Genomic DNA, 18900 nt, shown 5'->3' with positions numbered 1-18900 from the left:
GGTAATCTTCGATTTATATTATTTTTCAAGGAGGAAGAATGAAAGTTTTACCATTCAAAGTAACAGAGACAGGATTTTCTTTTAGAAAATCAGCTAAAAAAGTTGTTCCCTTTTTAGTAGTAGGATTGATGCTAGCAGCGGGTGATAGTGTATATGCCTATTCCGGAGGAAATGGATCGATTGCGCGTGGGGATGATTATCCTGCTTATTATAAAAATGGCAGTCAGGAGATTGACAAGTGGCGCATGTATTCTCGTCAGTGTACTTCTTTTGCAGCCTTTCGCTTAAGTGGTGTAAATGGTTTTGAGATTCCGGCAGCTTATGGAAATGCGAATGAATGGGGTCATCGTGCTCGTCGTGAAGGGTATCGTGTAGATAATACACCGACGATTGGCTCTATTGCTTGGTCTACTGCAGGAACTTATGGTCATGTTGCTTGGGTGTCAAATGTAATAGGAGATGAGATTGAGATTGAAGAATACAACTATGGAATAAGGGAATCTTACAATAAGCGCGTCGTGAAGGCGAATACTATGACTGGTTTTATTCATTTTAAAGATTTAGCTGGTGGCAGTGTTGGGAATAGTCAATCCTCAGTTTCAACAGGAGGAACACATTATTTTAAGACTAAGGCTGCTATCAAAAATCAGCCTCTAGCTAGCGCAACTGCAATTGATTACTATTATCCTGGAGAGAATGTTCATTATGATCAAATTCTCGAAAAAGATGGGTACAAGTGGTTGAGTTATACGGCTTATAACGGAAGTCGTCGCTATATCCAGCTAGAGGGAGTAAGCTCTTCACAGAATTATCAGAATCAATCAGGAAATAGCTCTAACTATGGATCCAATAACAGTTCAACTGTCGGTTGGAAGAAAATAAATGGTAGTTGGTATCATTTCAAATCAGATGGTTCTAAGGCGACGGGATGGCTGAAAGATGGCTCTAGCTGGTATTATTTGAAATCATCTGGTGAAATGCAGACAGGATGGTTAAAGGAAAATGGTCTGTGGTATTATTTGGATAGTTCAGGGGCAATGAAAACAGGTTGGTATCAAGTCTCTGGTAAGTGGTATTATTCTTACTCTTCAGGCGCCTTAGCTGTTAATACGACGGTGGATGGCTACAGAGTAAATAGTGATGGAGAACGAGTATAGAAAATGGGAGTAGGAAATTTTTCCTACTCTTTTCTGTAAGCAGTTTCCTTGACATTTTTTTTATTTTGCGCTATCATATGTCCATATAATATATGGGAGTCTGTGTACAGTCTGAGAGGAAGCGTTAAGCTTCGACCGCACCTGATCTGGGTAATGCCAGCGTAGGGAACGATACTTAGTCTATTCTGCACCTTTTCCATATATGGTAAAGGTTTTTCTTTTTGTCAAAGGAAAACGAGAAGAGGAGGTTGTTATGAAAGCAAGCATTGCCTTGCAAGTTTTACCCCTATCACAGGGGATTGATCGGATAGATGTTATTGATCAGGTCATTGCTTATCTGCAAGCTCAAGAGGTGACTATGGTGGTGACACCATTTGAAACGGTCTTGGAAGGGGAGTTTGATGAGCTCATGCGCATTTTCAAAGAAGCGCTGGAAGTGGCAAGGCAGGAGGCAGATAATGTCTTTGCCAATGTCAAAATAAATGTAGGAGAGATTTTAAGTATTGATGAGAAACTTGAAAAGTATACTGAGACGACACATTAGTCTATTGGGCTTTCTCGGAGTCTTGTCAATCTGGCAGTTAGCAGGTTTTCTTAAACTTCTCCCCAAGTTTATCCTGCCGACACCTCTTGAAATTCTCCAGGCCTTTGTTCGTGATAGAGAATTTCTCTGGCACCATAGCTGGGCGACCTTGAGAGTGGCTTTACTGGGGCTGGTTTTGGGAGTCTTGATTGCCTGTCTCATGGCTGTGCTTATGGACAGTTTGACTTGGCTCAATGACCTGATTTACCCTATGATGGTGGTTGTTCAGACCATTCCGACCATTGCTATAGCTCCTATTCTGGTCTTGTGGCTAGGTTATGGGATTTTGCCCAAGATTGTCTTGATTATCTTGACGACAACCTTTCCTATCATCGTCAGCATTTTGGATGGTTTTAGGCATTGTGACAAGGATATGTTGACCTTGTTTAGTCTGATGCGGGCCAAGCCTTGGCAAATCCTGTGGCATTTTAAAATCCCAGTCAGCCTGCCTTACTTTTATGCAGGTCTGAGAGTCAGTGTCTCCTATGCCTTTATCACAACAGTAGTATCTGAGTGGTTGGGAGGCTTTGAAGGACTAGGTGTCTACATGATTCAGTCCAAGAAACTGTTTCAGTATGATACCATGTTTGCTATTATTATTCTGGTATCGATTATCAGCCTTTTGGGTATGAAGCTGGTTGATGTCAGTGAAAAATATGTTATTAAATGGAAACGTTCGTAGAATTAGAATGTTTCTGAAAAAGAAAAGAGGAAATCAAAATGAAAAAAACATGGAAAGTGTTTTTAACTGTTTTAACAGCTCTTGTAGCTGTTGTGCTTGTGGCCTGTGGTCAAGGAACTGCTTCTAAGGATAATAAGGAAGCAGAACTTAAGAAGATTGACTTTATCCTAGACTGGACACCAAATACCAACCACACAGGGCTTTATGTTGCCAAGGAAAAAGGTTATTTCAAAGAAGCTGGAGTGGATGTTGATTTGAAATTGCCACCAGAAGAAAGTTCTTCTGACTTAGTTATTAACGGTAAGGCACCATTTGCAGTGTATTTCCAAGACTATATGGCTAAAAAATTGGAAAAAGGAGCAGGAATTACTGCTGTTGCAGCTATCGTAGAACACAATACATCAGGAATCATCTCTCGTAAATCTGACAATGTAGCTAGTCCAAAGGACTTGGTTGGTAAGAAATACGGGACTTGGAATGACCCAACTGAACTTGCTATGTTGAAAACCTTGGTAGAATCACAAGGTGGGGACTTTGAGAAGGTTGAAAAAGTACCAAACAACGACTCAAACTCTATCACACCGATTGCTAATGGAGTATTTGATACTGCATGGATCTACTACGGATGGGATGGTATCCTTGCAAAATCTCAAGGTGTAGATGCTAACTTCTTGTACTTGAAAGACTATGTCAAGGAGTTTGACTACTACTCACCAGTTATTATCGCAAACAACGACTATTTGAAAGACAACAAAGAAGAAGCTCGTAAAGTCATCCAAGCTATCAAAAAAGGCTACCAATATGCCATGGAGCATCCAGAAGAAGCAGCTGATATCCTCATCAAAAATGCACCTGAACTTCAGGAAAAACGTGACTTTGTCATCGAATCTCAAAAATACTTGTCAAAAGAATACGCAAGCGACAAGGAAAAATGGGGTCAATTTGATGCAGCTCGCTGGAATGCCTTCTACAAATGGGATAGAGAAAATGGTATCCTTAAAGAAGATTTGACAGACAAAGGCTTTACCAATGAATTTGTGAAATAATGACAGAAATTAGATTAGAACACGTCAGTTATGCCTATGGTCAAGAGAGGATTTTAGAGGATATCAATCTGAAAGTAACTTCAGGTGAAGTGGTTTCTATCCTAGGCCCAAGTGGTGTTGGGAAGACCACCCTCTTTAATCTAATTGCGGGGATTTTAGAAGTTCAGTCAGGGAGAATTGTCCTTGATGGTGAAGAAAATCCCAAGGGGCGCGTGAGTTATATGTTGCAAAAGGATCTGCTCTTGGAACACAAGACGGTGCTTGGTAATATCATTCTGCCCCTCTTGATTCAAAAGGTGGATAAGGCAGAAGCTATTGCCCGCGCGGATGAAATTCTTGCGACCTTCCAGTTGACAGCTGTAAGAGATAAATACCCTCATGAACTCAGTGGTGGGATGCGCCAGCGTGTGGCCTTGCTTCGTACCTATCTTTTCGGGCATAAGCTCTTTCTCTTAGATGAAGCCTTTAGCGCCTTGGATGAGATGACCAAGATGGAACTACACGCTTGGTACCTTGAGATTCACAAGCAGTTGCAGCTAACAACCTTGATCATCACGCATAGTATCGAGGAGGCCCTCAGTCTCAGCGACCGCATCTATATCTTGAAAAATCGCCCTGGGCAGATTGTTTCAGAAATTAAACTAGATTGGTCTGAAGATGAGGACAAGGAAGTCCAAAAGATTGCCTACAAACGTCAAATCTTGGTAGAATTAGGCTTAGATAAGTAGAAAAATAGGGAGTTGGTGAAGATTATCCTTTACCAGCGCCCTTTTTCTTTTAAAAATGAGAAAATTTCGGTATAATAGTCAAAGATAGTCAAGGTTTAAAGAGAGAGGTGGGTTTGTAATGAGATTTAAAAATACATCGGATCATATTGAGGCCTACATCAAGGCGATTTTAGATCAATCTGGTATTGTGGAGTTGCAACGGAGTCAGTTGGCAGATACCTTTCAGGTTGTTCCTAGTCAGATTAACTATGTAATCAAGACACGCTTTACGGAAAGTAGAGGCTACTTGGTTGAAAGTAAGCGTGGTGGTGGAGGCTACATTCGTATAGGACGGATTGAGTTTTCTAGTCATCATGAAATGCTCAGGGAGCTGCTTTACTCAATTGGTGAGCGGGTCAGTCAAGAAATTTATGAGGATATTCTACAACTTTTGGTTGAGCAGGAATTGATGACCAAGCAGGAGATGAATTTGCTGATGACAGTAGCTTTGGATCGCGTTCTAGGAGAAGAAGCTCCAGTCCTTCGAGCTAACATGCTACGACAGGTTATACAAGAGGTAGATAGAAAAGGGAAGTAAGATGAACTATTCAAAAGCATTGAATGAATGTATCGAAAGTGCCTACATGGTTGCTGGCCATTTTGGAGCTCGTTACCTAGAGTCTTGGCACTTGTTGATTGCCATGTCTAATCACAGTTATAGTGTGGCAGGGGCAACTTTAAATGATTATCCATATGAGATGGATCGTTTAGAAGAAGTTGCTTTGGAGTTGACTGAAACGGACTATAGCCAGGATGAAACCTTTACGGAATTGCCGTTCTCTCATCGTTTGCAGGTCCTTTTTGACGAAGCAGAGTATGTAGCGTCAGTGGTCCATGCTAAGGTGCTAGGGACAGAGCATGTCCTCTATGCGATTTTGCATGATGGCAATGCCTTGGCGACTCGTATCTTGGAGAGGGCTGGTTTTTCTTATGAAGACAAGAAGGATCAGGTTAAGATTGCTACCCTTCGTCGAAATTTAGAAGAACGAGCAGGTTGGACTCGTGAAGATCTCAAGGCTTTACGCCAACGCCATCGTACAGTAGCTGATAAGCAAAATTCTATGGCTAATATGATGGGCATGCCCCAGACTCCGAGTGGTGGTCTCGAGGACTATACGCATGATTTGACAGAGCAAGCGCGTTCTGGCAAGTTAGAACCAGTCATCGGTCGAGATAAGGAAATCTCGCGTATGATTCAAATCTTGAGCCGTAAAACCAAGAATAACCCTGTCTTGGTTGGGGATGCTGGTGTCGGGAAAACAGCCTTGGCGCTTGGGCTTGCCCAGCGTATTGCTAGTGGTGATGTACCTGCAGAAATGGCTAAGATGCGCGTGTTAGAGCTTGATTTGATGAATGTTGTTGCAGGGACACGTTTCCGTGGTGACTTTGAAGAACGCATGAACAATATCATCAAGGATATTGAAGAAGATGGCCAAGTCATCCTCTTTATCGATGAACTTCATACCATCATGGGTTCTGGTAGTGGGATTGACTCAACTCTAGATGCGGCCAATATCTTGAAGCCAGCCTTGGCGCGTGGAACTTTGAGAACAGTTGGTGCGACCACTCAGGAAGAATACCAAAAACATATCGAAAAAGATGCAGCCCTTTCTCGTCGTTTCGCAAAAGTGACGATTGAAGAGCCAAGTGTGGCAGACAGCATGACCATTTTACAAGGCTTGAAGGCGACTTATGAGAAACATCACCGTGTGCAAATCACAGATGAAGCGGTTGAAACAGCTGTTAAGATGGCTCATCGTTATTTGACTAGTCGTCACTTGCCAGACTCTGCTATTGATCTCTTGGATGAAGCAGCAGCAACAGTGCAAAATAAGGCTAAGCATGTAAAAGCAGATGATTCAGGTTTGAGTCCAGCTGACAAGGCCTTGATAGATGGCAAGTGGAAACAGGCAGCCCAGCTAATCGCAAAAGAAGAGGAAGTGCCTGTCTATAAAGACTTGGTGACAGAGTCTGATATTTTGACCACCTTGAGTCGCTTGTCAGGTATTCCAGTCCAAAAACTGACTCAGACAGACGCTAAGAAATACCTGAATTTGGAAGCTGAATTGCACAAACGTGTCATCGGTCAAGATCAAGCTGTTTCAAGCATTAGCCGTGCGATTCGCCGCAACCAGTCAGGGATTCGTAGTCATAAGCGTCCGATTGGTTCCTTTATGTTCCTAGGGCCTACAGGTGTCGGTAAGACCGAATTGGCCAAGGCTTTGGCAGAAGTTCTTTTTGACGACGAATCAGCCCTTATCCGCTTTGATATGAGTGAGTATATGGAGAAATTTGCAGCCAGTCGTCTCAATGGAGCTCCTCCGGGTTATGTGGGTTATGAAGAAGGTGGGGAGTTGACCGAGAAGGTTCGCAATAAACCATACTCTGTTCTCCTCTTTGATGAGGTAGAAAAAGCTCACCCAGACATCTTTAATGTTCTCTTGCAGGTCTTGGATGACGGTGTCTTAACCGATAGCAAGGGACGCAAGGTTGACTTTTCAAATACTATTATCATAATGACGTCAAACCTTGGTGCGACAGCCCTTCGGGATGATAAGACTGTCGGATTTGGAGCTAAGGACATTCGTTTTGACCAGGAAAATATGGAAAAACGCATGTTTGAAGAGCTGAAAAAAGCTTATAGACCTGAGTTTATTAATCGTATTGATGAAAAGGTGGTCTTCCATAGCCTGTCTAGCGATCATATGCAGGAAGTGGTGAAGATTATGGTCAAACCTTTAGTGGCAAGTTTGGCTGAAAAAGGCATTGACTTGAAATTACAAGCTTCAGCACTGAAATTGTTGGCAAATAAAGGATATGACCCAGAGATGGGGGCTCGTCCACTTCGCAGAACCCTGCAAACAGAAGTGGAGGACAAGTTGGCAGAACTTCTTCTTAAGGGAGATTTGGTGGCAGGTAACACACTTAAGATTGGTGTCAAAGCAGGCCAGTTAAAATTTGATATTGCATAAAAATGGAGAATCAGGAGCAATCTTGATTCTCTTTTTTGCTACTTTTTTATAAAAAATAATAAAAACCTATTGACAAAACAAAAATATAGTTTATAATAAAAATATCAAAAATTATAAAAAGGTAATAGGTTTATGAAAAAGAAAACAGCAGTGGTATTTGGAACCTTTGCTCCACTTCATCAAGGACATATCGATCTGATTCAGCGAGCGAAGCGGCAGTGTGACCAGGTCTGGGTTGTCGTTTCAGGCTATGAGGGAGACAGAGGGGAGCAGGTAGGCTTAACGCTTCAAAAAAGATTTCGCTATATCAGAGAGGCTTTTCGTGATGACGAATTGACCTCTGTCTGCAAGTTAGATGAGACTAATCTTCCACGTTACCCTATGGGTTGGCAGGAGTGGTTGGATCAAATGTTAGCGGAGATTTCTTATGATGAAACCCAGCAAGAACTAATCTTCTTTGTGGGAGAACGTGACTACCAGCAAGAATTATCAAATCGTGGTTTTGAGACTGTTTTGCAAGAAAGAAAGTTTGATATTTCAGCGACTATGATTCGAGAAAATCCAAGCAAATATTGGAAATATATTGCTCAACCCTTCCGACGTCAGTTTACAAAGAAAGTGTTGATTATGGGAAGTGCCAGCAATGGGAAGACCACTTTAGCTAAGGATTTGGCAAGGTATTACGATGCGCCGGTCAGCTTGGAATACGCACGCGAGTACCAGATCAAAAACAATGTCCGCGACGATGAATTGACTCCAAAGGATTACTACTATCTCCTTTTAGGGCAGTATGACCAGACCTCTAAGTTAATTGACAGTAATGCCAATCGAGGCCTAGTGATAGCTGACACCAACTCCTTAGTAACCAAGGGCTACTATGATTATTACATGGAGGCTGAGGACCAAGGGGATTTATCAGGGGAGACCTTTGACAATCTCTTTGCATCTATCTTGGCTAAGGAAAAATGGGACTTGATTCTCTTTGTGCAACCTGTCGGCTCCTATGTCAATGATGGGTTTAGAGATATGACCATGGCAGAAGACCATATTCGTCATAGTTTTTCCCAGCATTTGGACCAGATGAGAGAGCGATATTTAACCACCATTCCACTAGTTTATCTAGCTGAGGATTACCTAGGCAATTATGAAGCAGCAAAAGTGGCTATTGATGCTATTTACCAAGCAGATTAGGAGAAAAATATGAAAAAACTAACTGAAAAAATCACACAATTTATCGAAAACTTTAAAAATGTCCATGCGGAAGCACGCAAGATCGGTTTTGCAGGAATCATGCGCCTGCTCTGTAAAGATCTCTTTGTTGGCCGGAGTCTTTTCCAGTGGTTGTATCTCATCGTCCTGTCAAGTGTTCCCTTGATCTTGGAATTCACGCAAAATACAGAAAGTCATGACTGGCTGAGCTTGTTTGCATCTTGGACGGGGATTGTCTGTGTTATTTTGGTAGCAGAAGGGCGTGCAAGCAATTATCTCTTTGGGGCCATTAACTCTGCTATCTATTTGGTTTTGGCTATGAATGCGACTTTTTATGGTGAAGTCTTGACGACCGTTTACTTCTTTGTCATGCAGCCGATTGGTCTCTATGCTTGGCTGTCCAACCGTATCAATGACCAAGGAAAAGCAGAAGAATCTCACTTTGAGGCCAAGAAATTATCTGTGCTTGACTGGCTTAAGTACTTAGCCTTGACTGCTATCATCTGGATTGGTATGGGCTTAGCTTACCAAAGTATCCATAGTGCTCGCCCTTTCCGTGATAGTGTTACCGATGCGACCAATGGTGTTGGCCAGCTCTTGATGACACGTCTCTACCGTGAGCAATGGATTTTCTGGATTGCAACTAATCTCTTTAGTATTTACCTCTGGTGGGGTGAAAATATCCACATCCAAGGGATGTACTGGGTTTACACACTCAATAGTCTAGTAGGTTGGTACCAATGGACCAAGGCAGTTCGTAAGGAGGCGTAAAATGACGGAAACGATGATTCCAGCAGGGATGACGGAAAAAGAATATTTTGAAATCCATGCCAGTCAGGAGGAGTTTTTGGATTGGTACTACAAGCAGGAACTCCCTCAATACGAAAAACCAAGTGTGACAGTGGATATGGTAGCCTACTGCTTTGTTGAAGGAAAGATCAAGCTCTTATTAATTCGCCGCAAGGCTCACCCTTATCAAAACTGTTTGGCCTTGGTTGGAGGATTTATGGACAAGGGCGAAGATGCTGCGCATGCCTGTCAGCGTGAGGTGAGAGAAGAAGTCAATCTCGATCTTCCTTTGGAAAAAATCGAGCAATTGATGACCGTATCGACTCCCGGCCGTGACCCACGGGGCTGGACAGTGACCATTGCCCACTTGGTTTATCTGCCTAGTCGTGCATTAGAACTTGTTCAAGCAGGAGACGATGCCAAGGATGTCGTTTTCGTAGATGTCGATTTTCAGACAGGAAAATGCTACCTAGAGGGAGTAGAGTTGGAGGAGCAAGCCTTCGCTTTTGACCATTATGCCATTATCCAAGAATCCATCAAACGAATCCAAGGCCGTCTCGACTGGAATCCGACCTTCCTTTATCTGCTGGAGGAGGAGTTCACTGTCTATGAAGGGACTGAACTGGTCAATCTTATCAACCCCGGTCGTCCCATCGTCAGCAATAACTTTCTCGTAAAATACGGAGAATATGTAGAAGAGGTTGGACTCAAACGAGTACCTAAAAAGAAACCAAGAAAAACCTATCGATTGAAATAAAAAGCGAGGCCGGGAAAAAGTTCCCGACCTCTTTATGTACCATCATGAGATGGTTTTGTGTTGTGACCGCTGCTTTTATGGGTGGCTATCTTTCTTAGAATTGCTCAATATGTGAGTAAAGAAGTCTTTGTATCGTTGCTTGAGATATTTCTCATGCAAAACTAACAAAGCGATATAGAAAATCAAAAAGATTGTAGTCAGATAAAACACATCAAATGCAGTTCGCGCATAGTAAGTTGCTGATTGATAAGAGACAATAGCTGTCACAATCAACCAAGGAAGATACTTGTAATACTTGTTTAACATAAGCCTACACCTCCTATATTCTATTTCAATGTTATTATATTCCTTTGCAGTTGAAGATGCAAGCGATTACACAAAAATAAATTCAAATTTTTAATAGAAAAATCTCCTGTTTTTCTGTTTTATTACGAATAGAAGAGTAGTAGGAGTAAATGTATCTAAAGTATTTAAGATTTTTAAAATAGTTTAGATAAATTGTTGACATATTCAAATCCGAGTGTTACAATTATATTACAAAAAGATTTCTTTATATTTCTAAAGTATTACAAAGGAGTAGAAAAATGAAAAAGAAAACCTATATCAAATTGATGGCAGCAACTGTATTGGCTTCTACCTTGCTATTAGGAGCTTGTGGAAATAAAAAGGAAACAACTCAAGCAAGCAGTTCTGCTAAGACAAGCCAGTCATCAAGTTCTAAAGCAACCTCTTCTAACAAAGAAAGCAAGACTCAGAAGTCCTCAAGTTCAGCTTCATCTGAAAAGGCCAAGGCATCTACTGATCAATCTTCAGCAACTGCAACGCCATCACAAGCGGCACCTGCACCAGAGCAAAGACAAGGTCAAGAAGTGGCTAATCAACAGGCGGCTAGTCAACAAACTCCTGCTCAGGCTCCTTCAACTCAACAGGCTCCTCAAGTCCAGTCTAACCAATCAAGCTATGATCCTACAACTGACCGCAAACTTCAAGACAAGCAAGCAGAGCAAAATAAACGCTACAAGGGTGTTTTAACCATGGTAGATGGTGATTTCTCAGCTGCAGCGGGTAATTGGAAGGGAGCAAATGGCGAAACTATCACAGTTTCATCCGGCGGTCAATTTACAGTAGAATCTTCTGATGGAAAGAAAGAAAACTACTCTATCAAAGGCTATTCTTATACTCTTGATGATGGTAAGTATAATGCCAAAATCGGTGGAGGAAAAGTCATCCAAATTACAACAGGAGCGGATGGTAAGGTTTCCAGTGTTGCTTTGAATCAATAATAATCCTCAGTATTTAAGCTTTTACAATCAAAAACCCGTAACCTTTAAGAGAGTTACGGGTTTTAAACTATTAAGCCTTATCCAATTGCAAGAGAGCTTCAATCTCTGCTAGAGTGCTAGCTTGTGAAATGGCTCCACGAAGTTTGGCAGCGCCAGATGTTCCACGGAGGTAGTGAGGAGCGAGGCCACGGAATTCACGAACTGCGACATTTTCCCCTTTGAGGTTAATCAAGCGTTTCAAGTGTTCGTAGGCAATTTTCATCTTGTCTTCAAAGGTCAAATCAGGTAGGATTTTACCTACTAGAAGATTGTATCAGTTATATTTCGAAAGAAAAAAGAATAAATTTAACTATAAAACCTGTTTTATTGAATGAAAAAATGGTAGAATAAACATCAATATCAAGTGAAATGTGGAGTGTTGCAAACAATGAAGTCAAAAATGTTTCGATTTTATTTTGTTTTGTTATTTATTTTCTTTTTTTATTTTTCGTTTTCAATATTTAACCGAACGTACAGTGGAATCACCGTAGATAAACATGATAATGAGTGGATAGTTAGACAAGTCCATAATCTGGGAAGCTTTGCAAATCATCAAGAGATAATAGGGTCATCAATTATACAAATAGACGGTCAGAGTCCAGATAGTAATTTCTTATTATCTCGATTCTTAATTGTTGAACCGCTTCATTCTGTGACAGTGTTAGATAGAGGAATTTCAAAGAATTTAATAATAGAATCTGGGAAATCAAGCCAAATTATCTTTCTTGTTTTATCAACCATTGCTTTTCTGATTCTACTGTTATTTCGCTTATACATAAAAGGGAGAAGTAGAGGAAAAACTGGAAAACGATATTTTTATTTTATTATTTATACTAGTCTGATGTTATTATCGATTATTCCATCAAGTATAGGAGATGTATTTGGTCGTAGTCTATTAATTTCATACTTGACTTTATTTCCATTATTCATGGATATTTTCATTAGAGTGTTAGTCCTGAAGATAAAAGGTTCAACCATTTCTAACTTTTCTCGTATTATACTGGGCTATTCACTCATCACTCAACTTTTGTTTGTTTATAATCTTATACAGCCCATTGATTTTTTGACTATCTTTTTTTCTAGGGGGGTATTTTATTTAGTATTTTTCTTTTTAGTTATCCTGCTGTTAAAGATGCTTATAAGTTACTCTCAGATAAGAGAAATGTTGCCAATTCATACCTTATTTTTAGCAGTTCTTGCCTTATTTCCTCTATTTTTTGGATATATTTTTCCGATTGGTAAGGAAGTTTCGTTTATTTATAGTATTCCTCTATTGTTGCTTATTTTGTTCTCTATTGTAAATAACTTGATACTAGAGCGAATGATATATGTTGCTTGGAAGTGGAACCCGTTCATATATAACTTGATATTTGCCGTTTTTTTTACTAGTTTAATTATTCTTTTTAGTCTGTTATTAAGAGAATTTTCTCCAATTTTTTTCGTTCTTTACACTTTTCTTTTTTCGCTAGCTTTGTTACCTGAAATAAGAAAAATGATGTTGATTAGTCATAAAATGGAGGGAATCTTTAGTAGTTTTCATACTTTTGTAGCTACTGAATTGGAGAGGGAAGAAATTGCAACGTTTATACATGATACTACAATTCAGAAGGTTATTTATTATAAAAAGCAGTTAGAAATTAGTGAACAAATTAATAGGGTAGCTTTATTAGAGATGTTGGATGATATTGTCTTTGAATTAAGAGATTTATGTTCCAATATCTATCCCTTAATGGTGCATGAATTAGGGCTGAAAGAATCTATTACTAGCATATTAAACCAATTCATGAAGATGGAAACTGTTTCGATTATGACAACTTTTTCAATAGATGAAGAAAAAGTTAATGATAAAGTGGGCACGTTTGTATTAAGGACAGTTAAAGAACTAGTAAATAATAGTATTCTTCATGGGAATGCTAGAGAAATTACTGTAGATTTATCTACAAAAGAAAAGATTTTATCAATTGTAGTTATAGATGATGGTATTTTTAAGGGAAACTATCAGTCTAATGAATATCATTTTGGTTTAAATAGAATTGTAGAGAAGGTTCATTTATTGGGGGGAACTGTTCAGATAAATATAGAACCTACAAGTGTGAAGATACGAATACCTATAGAAGGGAAGAAAAATGATTCGTTTGGTTTTGATTGATGATCACAGTTTAGTATTACAAGGATTGGAGAACTATTTTTTAAAGGAAGATGACTTTAAAATTGTTGGTTCCTATACAGAAGTAGCAGATTTACTTCTTTGTCTCAAGCATGAAAAGGTAGATGTGCTAGTTATGGATTTTATGCTGAAAGGAGTAACGGCATTTGATGTTATTAGTCAAATAAATAGATTTCTGAATACAGTTCCAAAGATAGTTCTTTTATCAGGATTTTATGACACTTTGTTACATAAGAGAGCGATGGACTTTGGGATTCAAGCTTTTTTACCCAAAGAAAGTTCTTATTTGGATGTTAAAAGTGCAATTTATGCTGTTTATAAGGGCAATCATGTTATCCCAGATGGTTTGTTAGAAAAGCAAGAAAATAATCTATTGACAGATACGGAGTTAAGTGTATTGGAACTTATTGTAAAAGAATATTCTAATGAAAAGATAGCAAATAGTTTATTTGTCAGCAGGAGAACAGTAGATACCCATGTTTCAAATATTTGTTCAAAGTTGGGAGTGACGAGTAGAGTTGGAGCTGTACGTGAGGCTATTCGATTAAATCTAGTGTCTTTATAATTTTATCCTAAAAAGGCAAGAAGGTTTTCGTAAATTACGGATTCTTTCTTGTCTTTTTTTGTTTAAGATAGAATCAGTTTAAAAGATTGGAGAAGGATATGCTAACAGTAGATTATTTACTTGGAGACAATAAAAATCGCTATTTTGGTAGAGGGTATAAGAGGACGACTTATGAAGTTAATACTCTTCGAAAATCAAATTCAAACTACGTCAGCGTCGCCTTGCCGTACTCAAGTACAGCCTGCGGCTAGCTTCCTAGTTTGCTCTTTGATTTTCATTGAGTATAAGTTGAAAAATATTTTAGAAGGGGTTGGGTCTCTTCATCAAGAAGGTTTGTGGTCTAGTAAACAATCTGAAATCATACAGCAGCACCTGAGTACATTAGATGGAATAGTATTAGCTCATTTATTTGGAAGTGAAATACTGAAAAGAATGGGAGTGAGCTTAAATCAGTATAGGTTAAGCCATTGTGAGATAAAGTCAGGGATAAAAGCTATAGAAGAATTGGTAAATTTAAAATTAGAATTACAAAATTTCAAAATGACGAACCAAGTAATTGAATTTGATTGCTTGGTAATGGATATGAAAGTTTGTTTAGGATATCAATTATTAGAATGTATGGAAAATGTAGCTGCTATAGGAGAACAAGGTAGAGATTTTTTATCAACTCATTTGAGAGATAGACAACATGATATATACGATGTTGAGTTTTCAGATAGTAGTATATCTTGTAAAGCAGAGCAAGTATTGATCAAAGATATTGAATATAGTGGTGTAGGTAGTCTAGAAAAGAATTATTATAGTTTGTTAGAACTTCTGATTATTTTTTCTCAAATGGCAGAGATGTTGGCCTACCATATAGAAGAGATATCTCGAGAAGAGAGCAATACCATGTGGATGAAGCAAGTGAGTGCAGACTTGAATTCACCAATTTTGAACGGAGTAGTAGAGCTTAGTGGTAGTGTTTCAAAAAATAGATTATTAAAAATTAGAGAAGAGTATTGGAAAGTCTACGAAATGTCCGGATATGATATAGATCATAAGGTAGTCTTTAAAAGTAAAATAGCTCAAAAATTACCTGATGGAGGGGGACAGTGATGGGAAATAGAGAATTAAGGTTAGTCATATCAGGAACTTATTCTACAGGTAAGACAACAACTGCTACAGCTCTTTCGATTGCAACGGGACTTCCCTTAATTGACGCTTTATCTGCGAGGGAAATTTTGACAGATTTATATCCTGGCAGAAGATTTCAGGATATGTCATCAACCGAATTAATGGCACTAGGGCTAAAGCGTTTTGAAGAGAGAATTCGTACGGAAGGAATTTTATACAAGGAACATGGAAGTTTTCTATCAGATGGTTCAGTATTGAATGAATGGATTTACGGGACTGTTCGAATGAGGGTAGGAATTAACCCAGGATCAGCATTCATTCATCGATTGATGAAATCTATTTTAGGTATTCCAGGTCGACGATTTTTCAAAAAATATTTGACTGCCTATGGGGTTGTATCTAAGAATCATGCGAAATTGTGGTATACAGATGTTGTTCATTTACCAGTAGAGTTTGCAATGGATCCAGATGGGCATAGACCAGTATCTGAAGAGTATCGAAATTTATCAGATGAGGAATTATATGAAGCTTATAGGAATTTAGGTATAACACCTTATTGTGTAAAAGGTAGTCAGAAAGAACGGTTAAATCAGATCATTCAACATTATAGGTTGCCAATAGTTGTTCCAGTAGATGAGGCTATTTCCTTAGCTGAAAAGGTTATACGAGAAAACAGGGAAGCGGTATCTAAACGTATCATAGAGCAGTATGAAGAGCCTACATTAAAGGAAAAAATAAAATTTATGACAAGATATTAGGAGTATGTATGATTCAGTTTCAAAATGTTAGTAAGATTTATAAGGTGGGGGAGCAAGAAGTTCGTGCTTTAGATCAAGTTAGTTTTTCCATTGAGAAAGGGAAATTTACAGTTATTTTAGGTCCATCAGGTTCAGGGAAAAGTACGTTACTAAATTTACTTGGTGGAATGGATCGTGCGACATCGGGAACCTTTATATTTGATGAGGAACTAGTAACAAAATTTACAGACAAGGAATTATCTGCTTATCGAAAAGATAAAATTGGTTTTGTTTTTCAATTTTATAACTTAGTTCCAAGTTTAACAGCCAAGGAGAATATAGGTATTGCAGCAAATTTAGTGAAAAACAATAAAGAAATTGATATGTATTTAGATCAAGTTGGTTTACTTCATAGAAAAAATAATTTTCCTAATCAACTTTCTGGAGGTGAAATGCAACGTGTATCAATTGCAAGGGCATTGGCTAAAGAGCCTAGTCTATTATTGTGTGATGAACCTACAGGAGCGTTAGATTCAAAGACAGGCGATAGTATTTTAACTTTATTGAAGGAAGTTTCTAGAAATGGGAATGCTGCAGTTGTAATGGTTACACACAATAGAGAGTTTGCTAAATTTGCAGATCGAGTTATATATTTGAAAGATGGAAGTATTGAAAAAATAGAGAATAATGAAGAGGTGTTGGGATGAGGTATCTTCATATAAAATTATTAAGAGATCTCCGGCAAAATTGGCAACAATTTTTCTCTGTTTTTCTGATGTCTCTATTAAGTGTATTAATCTTTGTAGGTCTACAAGGAGCTTGGCATGGACTTGAAAAGAGTCTAGAGAGTTATTTGAAACAATCTGAACTTCCTGTTGTTTGGGTTCAAGCGAGACAGATTGATGAATCAAAAATCAAGCAGGTTGAACAATTATCTTCTGTTGAAAAAGTTGTCAGTAAAAAGAAAGGCTTTGCTAATATTGTTCGTTTAGACAAGACTGACGGACGAATCAATCTTGAAACGATTACAGATAATCAACTGGTTACAGTAACAGAAGGAAGTCCTTTTTCTGAGGGAAAACAAGATTCGATTTGGATTGATGGGAATTATGCGAAGAAGAATCATTTACAGATTGGAGATTCAATTTCTATTTCATCAAGGGGGAAACAGATAGATTTAGAAATTGTAGGATTTGTTCAGGCAACAGATAAGATTTATTTTACAGGTAGTATGGAATATATAGCTCCAAATCCTGACAATGATGCCTATGGTTATATTGCCGATAATGAAATTGCAAAAGGAATTCTGGGTTTATCGTCAGATAATGCCTTAGAAATTTATGGTTCTAAGGTAGATTTGCGAGGAGATTTAGAGTCTATTTTAGGGAGCGATTTAGTTTCTTATCAAGATCAAAAAAGTTTAACTGAAATATCAGAAGCTACCGATCGAGTGGGGCAAATTAGAAACTTATCTTACTTATTTTCTTTTATCTTTATTCTGTTAGCTATTTTGGCTATGTTTACAACTATTCAGCGTTTGATTGATGGCCAAACAAAAGAGATTGCTGTATTAAAGGCTTTAGGCTTTTCAAATCAAGCCATCAGTTTACATTATATTTTATTTGGCTTAGTAGTAAGTTTATTAGGAAGTTTCGCAGGCTTTGCTATTTCTCCATTGATGTCATGGTTTGTACTAGAAACTCAAAAATCAATGTTTACACTTCCAAATTGGCAAATCTCTTATTCATCTTCATCAATAGTCGTTGGTATTGTAGTCATTATTATTTGTATTTTAGCTGCCTATTTAGCTTCTAGAGAGTCAGCTAGAGGCTTACCAGCAATATTTTTAAGAGGTAAAGAAAAAGTTGCTAAATCTGTATTTATGGAAAGATATTCGTCTATCTGGCAACGAATTTCTTATCCTTCAAGATGGGCAATTCGTGATGCCTCGTTTAATCGTATTCGAGTTTTGATGGGAATCGTGGGAGTTGCAGGAAGTATGATGTTACTGATTGCTGGAATTGGTATGCCTGTATCTATGAATCATCTTGTTGATAAGGCATATAATGAAGATTTTTCTTACTCAAAACGACTGACTGTGGCGGATTATCCTACTTCTAAGTCTAAATATGGTGGGCAAGGTGTACAAATTTCACAAGCACATTTTAGTCCAGATGATGGATACAATCGTTTATTGATTATATTTGATGATGGAGATATGATACAAGCAAAAACAGAGAGTGCTGAATCTTTGAAAGATGATGGTTTGTATGTAACTAGATCATTTGCCCGTTTGGCAGGTATTAAAGTCGGAGATGTTTTAACTGTAACTCCTTATCAAGATGGTCATACTTACAAGTTTGAAGTAAAAGGGATTGTCACAAGTGAAACCAATCAAGGGGCTTATCTTCATGCTAGAGTCTTTGAAAAAGCAGGGGGAGATTTTACTCCCCATACTTTATTAGTTGGGTCAGAGGTGGATCAAGACACTATTAAGCAAGACAAAGGTGTTCTATCTGTCATTGAAAAAGGGAGTCAAGAAAAAAATGCCTATGATTTTGTAGCTAGTTTAATGAGTGTATTTCTAATGATTATTGGCTTTGCTTTATTACTTGTTATTATTGTTCTATATAATCTAGGTTCTTTAAACTTTGTAGAGAGAATGAGAGACTATGCTACATTACAAGTATTAGGATTTTCTAATCAATATCTACAGATGGTAACTCTTTTTGAGACTATACTAACTACCTTTATTGGGTGGATAATAGGAATTCCTTTAGGCATATGGTTTTTGAAAGAATATGTAGCAACATTTTCGACGATTCGAATTGAGTATACCGCTTATGTCAGTATGTATGTCCTTGCTTCTGCTACGTTATTGGTTTGGTTTACATCTTTAGGGACTGCTTATTTTATTAGTCTTCGTATGAGAAAGATTGACATGATTAGTGCTCTAAAGGGGGTAGACTAGTATGGTCAGTTATGAGTGAATCTATAGACATTTATGAATAATTGTTAATCATCAGTTCTA

18 protein-coding genes, 1 pseudogene and 1 riboswitch are annotated in these 18900 nt (G+C 38.3%); of the genes and pseudogenes, 17 read left to right on the top strand and 2 right to left on the bottom strand.

Going from position 1 to position 18900, the window contains the following annotated elements; all coding sequences use genetic code 11:
- Window positions 1-38 precede the first annotated feature (38 nt).
- The 10 genes from cbpD to SK637_RS09445 all read left to right on the top strand — a co-directional run bounded on the left by cbpD (window position 39) and on the right by SK637_RS09445 (window position 9962).
- Window positions 39-1157, top strand: coding sequence for a choline binding-anchored murein hydrolase CbpD (cbpD, locus tag SK637_RS09490; protein WP_033689569.1), 1119 nt, complete (start codon window positions 39-41; stop codon window positions 1155-1157).
- A gap of 82 nt (window positions 1158-1239) precedes the next feature.
- Window positions 1240-1342: riboswitch (TPP riboswitch) on the top strand.
- Window positions 1343-1410: 68 nt separating this feature from the next.
- A complete protein-coding gene (locus tag SK637_RS09485) occupies window positions 1411-1701 on the top strand; it encodes a thiamine-binding protein (RefSeq protein WP_033689568.1) in 291 nt (96 codons plus the stop codon).
- Window positions 1664-2422: an ABC transporter permease gene (locus tag SK637_RS09480; RefSeq protein ID WP_161970147.1), complete on the top strand. Its 759-nt coding sequence runs from the start codon at window positions 1664-1666 to the stop codon at window positions 2420-2422. The genes SK637_RS09485 and SK637_RS09480 overlap by 38 nt, the downstream gene beginning before the upstream one ends.
- A gap of 38 nt (window positions 2423-2460) precedes the next feature.
- Complete coding sequence (locus tag SK637_RS09475; protein WP_033689566.1) at window positions 2461-3468, top strand: ABC transporter substrate-binding protein; 1008 nt, start codon at window positions 2461-2463, stop codon at window positions 3466-3468.
- Complete coding sequence (locus SK637_RS09470) at window positions 3468-4196, top strand: ABC transporter ATP-binding protein (RefSeq protein WP_020902628.1); 729 nt, start codon at window positions 3468-3470, stop codon at window positions 4194-4196. Before SK637_RS09475 ends, SK637_RS09470 begins: the two co-directional genes overlap by 1 nt.
- A gap of 118 nt (window positions 4197-4314) precedes the next feature.
- On the top strand, window positions 4315-4773 hold the full coding sequence (locus SK637_RS09465) for a CtsR family transcriptional regulator (protein ID WP_033689565.1): 459 nt from the start codon (window positions 4315-4317) through the stop codon (window positions 4771-4773).
- A gap of 1 nt (window position 4774) precedes the next feature.
- A complete protein-coding gene (locus SK637_RS09460) occupies window positions 4775-7207 on the top strand; it encodes an ATP-dependent Clp protease ATP-binding subunit (RefSeq protein ID WP_033689564.1) in 2433 nt (810 codons plus the stop codon).
- A gap of 132 nt (window positions 7208-7339) precedes the next feature.
- Complete coding sequence (locus tag SK637_RS09455) at window positions 7340-8398, top strand: AAA family ATPase (RefSeq protein ID WP_033689562.1); 1059 nt, start codon at window positions 7340-7342, stop codon at window positions 8396-8398.
- 9 nt (window positions 8399-8407) lie between these two features.
- The gene (gene pnuC / locus SK637_RS09450) at window positions 8408-9187 is read left to right on the top strand and encodes a nicotinamide riboside transporter PnuC (protein WP_000736873.1); all 780 of its coding nucleotides are present in this window, start codon (window positions 8408-8410) and stop codon (window positions 9185-9187) included.
- Between the two features lies 1 nt (window position 9188).
- Window positions 9189-9962: an NUDIX domain-containing protein gene (locus tag SK637_RS09445; RefSeq protein WP_033689561.1), complete on the top strand. Its 774-nt coding sequence runs from the start codon at window positions 9189-9191 to the stop codon at window positions 9960-9962.
- A 75-nt stretch (window positions 9963-10037) separates the two neighbouring features.
- Here the strand turns inward: SK637_RS09445 and SK637_RS09440 are convergent, their stop codons facing one another.
- On the bottom strand, window positions 10038-10268 hold the full coding sequence (locus SK637_RS09440; RefSeq protein WP_033689560.1) for a hypothetical protein: 231 nt from the start codon (window positions 10266-10268) through the stop codon (window positions 10038-10040).
- 278 nt (window positions 10269-10546) lie between these two features.
- Between SK637_RS09440 and SK637_RS09435 the strand changes: the two genes are divergently transcribed.
- Window positions 10547-11245 (top strand): hypothetical protein, encoded by a 699-nt coding sequence (locus SK637_RS09435; RefSeq protein ID WP_033689558.1) that lies wholly within the window; start codon window positions 10547-10549, stop codon window positions 11243-11245.
- A gap of 70 nt (window positions 11246-11315) precedes the next feature.
- Here the strand turns inward: SK637_RS09435 and SK637_RS09430 are convergent.
- Window positions 11316-11543, bottom strand: a pseudogene (locus SK637_RS09430) (tRNA dihydrouridine synthase DusB); the annotation flags it as partial.
- A gap of 129 nt (window positions 11544-11672) precedes the next feature.
- Between SK637_RS09430 and SK637_RS09425 the strand changes: the two are divergent.
- The 6 genes from SK637_RS09425 to SK637_RS09395 all read left to right on the top strand — a co-directional run bounded on the left by SK637_RS09425 (window position 11673) and on the right by SK637_RS09395 (window position 18840).
- A complete protein-coding gene (locus SK637_RS09425; RefSeq protein ID WP_033689556.1) occupies window positions 11673-13433 on the top strand; it encodes a sensor histidine kinase in 1761 nt (586 codons plus the stop codon).
- Window positions 13411-14016 carry a response regulator transcription factor gene (locus SK637_RS09420; RefSeq protein WP_033689555.1) on the top strand — a complete coding sequence of 202 codons (606 nt, stop codon included), beginning with the start codon at window positions 13411-13413 and terminating at the stop codon, window positions 14014-14016. Before SK637_RS09425 ends, SK637_RS09420 begins: the two co-directional genes overlap by 23 nt.
- A 171-nt stretch (window positions 14017-14187) precedes the next feature.
- The gene (locus SK637_RS09410; protein WP_050489887.1) at window positions 14188-15114 is read left to right on the top strand and encodes an AvrD family protein; all 927 of its coding nucleotides are present in this window, start codon (window positions 14188-14190) and stop codon (window positions 15112-15114) included.
- Entirely contained in the window at window positions 15114-15890 is a 777-nt protein-coding gene (locus tag SK637_RS09405; protein WP_033689554.1) for an AAA family ATPase, read from the top strand. The genes SK637_RS09410 and SK637_RS09405 overlap by 1 nt, the downstream gene beginning before the upstream one ends.
- Before the next feature lie 8 nt (window positions 15891-15898).
- Window positions 15899-16576 (top strand): ABC transporter ATP-binding protein, encoded by a 678-nt coding sequence (locus SK637_RS09400; RefSeq protein ID WP_033689553.1) that lies wholly within the window; start codon window positions 15899-15901, stop codon window positions 16574-16576.
- Entirely contained in the window at window positions 16573-18840 is a 2268-nt protein-coding gene (locus tag SK637_RS09395; protein ID WP_033689550.1) for an ABC transporter permease, read from the top strand. The genes SK637_RS09400 and SK637_RS09395 overlap by 4 nt, the downstream gene beginning before the upstream one ends.
- The last annotated feature ends 60 nt before the right edge of the window (window positions 18841-18900 follow it).

This window comes from Streptococcus mitis, from assembly GCF_000722765.2.
GTDB lineage: Bacteria > Bacillota > Bacilli > Lactobacillales > Streptococcaceae > Streptococcus > Streptococcus mitis_AQ.
This window is presented reverse-complemented; position numbering and strand designations above follow the sequence as displayed.

Bases quoted from the DNA above. Each gene is read 5' to 3' on its own strand.
- cbpD (WP_033689569.1), top strand. From the start codon at position 39: ATGAAAGTTTTACCATTCAAAGTAACAGAGACAGGATTTTCTTTTAGA.
- SK637_RS09485 (WP_033689568.1), top strand. From the start codon at position 1,411: ATGAAAGCAAGCATTGCCTTGCAAGTTTTACCCCTATCACAGGGGATT.
- SK637_RS09480 (WP_161970147.1), top strand. From the start codon at position 1,664: ATGAGAAACTTGAAAAGTATACTGAGACGACACATTAGTCTATTGGGC.
- SK637_RS09475 (WP_033689566.1), top strand. From the start codon at position 2,461: ATGAAAAAAACATGGAAAGTGTTTTTAACTGTTTTAACAGCTCTTGTA.
- SK637_RS09470 (WP_020902628.1), top strand. From the start codon at position 3,468: ATGACAGAAATTAGATTAGAACACGTCAGTTATGCCTATGGTCAAGAG.
- SK637_RS09465 (WP_033689565.1), top strand. From the start codon at position 4,315: ATGAGATTTAAAAATACATCGGATCATATTGAGGCCTACATCAAGGCG.
- SK637_RS09460 (WP_033689564.1), top strand. From the start codon at position 4,775: ATGAACTATTCAAAAGCATTGAATGAATGTATCGAAAGTGCCTACATG.
- SK637_RS09455 (WP_033689562.1), top strand. From the start codon at position 7,340: ATGAAAAAGAAAACAGCAGTGGTATTTGGAACCTTTGCTCCACTTCAT.
- pnuC (WP_000736873.1), top strand. From the start codon at position 8,408: ATGAAAAAACTAACTGAAAAAATCACACAATTTATCGAAAACTTTAAA.
- SK637_RS09445 (WP_033689561.1), top strand. From the start codon at position 9,189: ATGACGGAAACGATGATTCCAGCAGGGATGACGGAAAAAGAATATTTT.
- SK637_RS09440 (WP_033689560.1), bottom strand. From the start codon at position 10,268: ATGTTAAACAAGTATTACAAGTATCTTCCTTGGTTGATTGTGACAGCT.
- SK637_RS09435 (WP_033689558.1), top strand. From the start codon at position 10,547: ATGAAAAAGAAAACCTATATCAAATTGATGGCAGCAACTGTATTGGCT.
- SK637_RS09425 (WP_033689556.1), top strand. From the start codon at position 11,673: ATGAAGTCAAAAATGTTTCGATTTTATTTTGTTTTGTTATTTATTTTC.
- SK637_RS09420 (WP_033689555.1), top strand. From the start codon at position 13,411: ATGATTCGTTTGGTTTTGATTGATGATCACAGTTTAGTATTACAAGGA.
- SK637_RS09410 (WP_050489887.1), top strand. From the start codon at position 14,188: ATGAAGTTAATACTCTTCGAAAATCAAATTCAAACTACGTCAGCGTCG.
- SK637_RS09405 (WP_033689554.1), top strand. From the start codon at position 15,114: ATGGGAAATAGAGAATTAAGGTTAGTCATATCAGGAACTTATTCTACA.
- SK637_RS09400 (WP_033689553.1), top strand. From the start codon at position 15,899: ATGATTCAGTTTCAAAATGTTAGTAAGATTTATAAGGTGGGGGAGCAA.
- SK637_RS09395 (WP_033689550.1), top strand. From the start codon at position 16,573: ATGAGGTATCTTCATATAAAATTATTAAGAGATCTCCGGCAAAATTGG.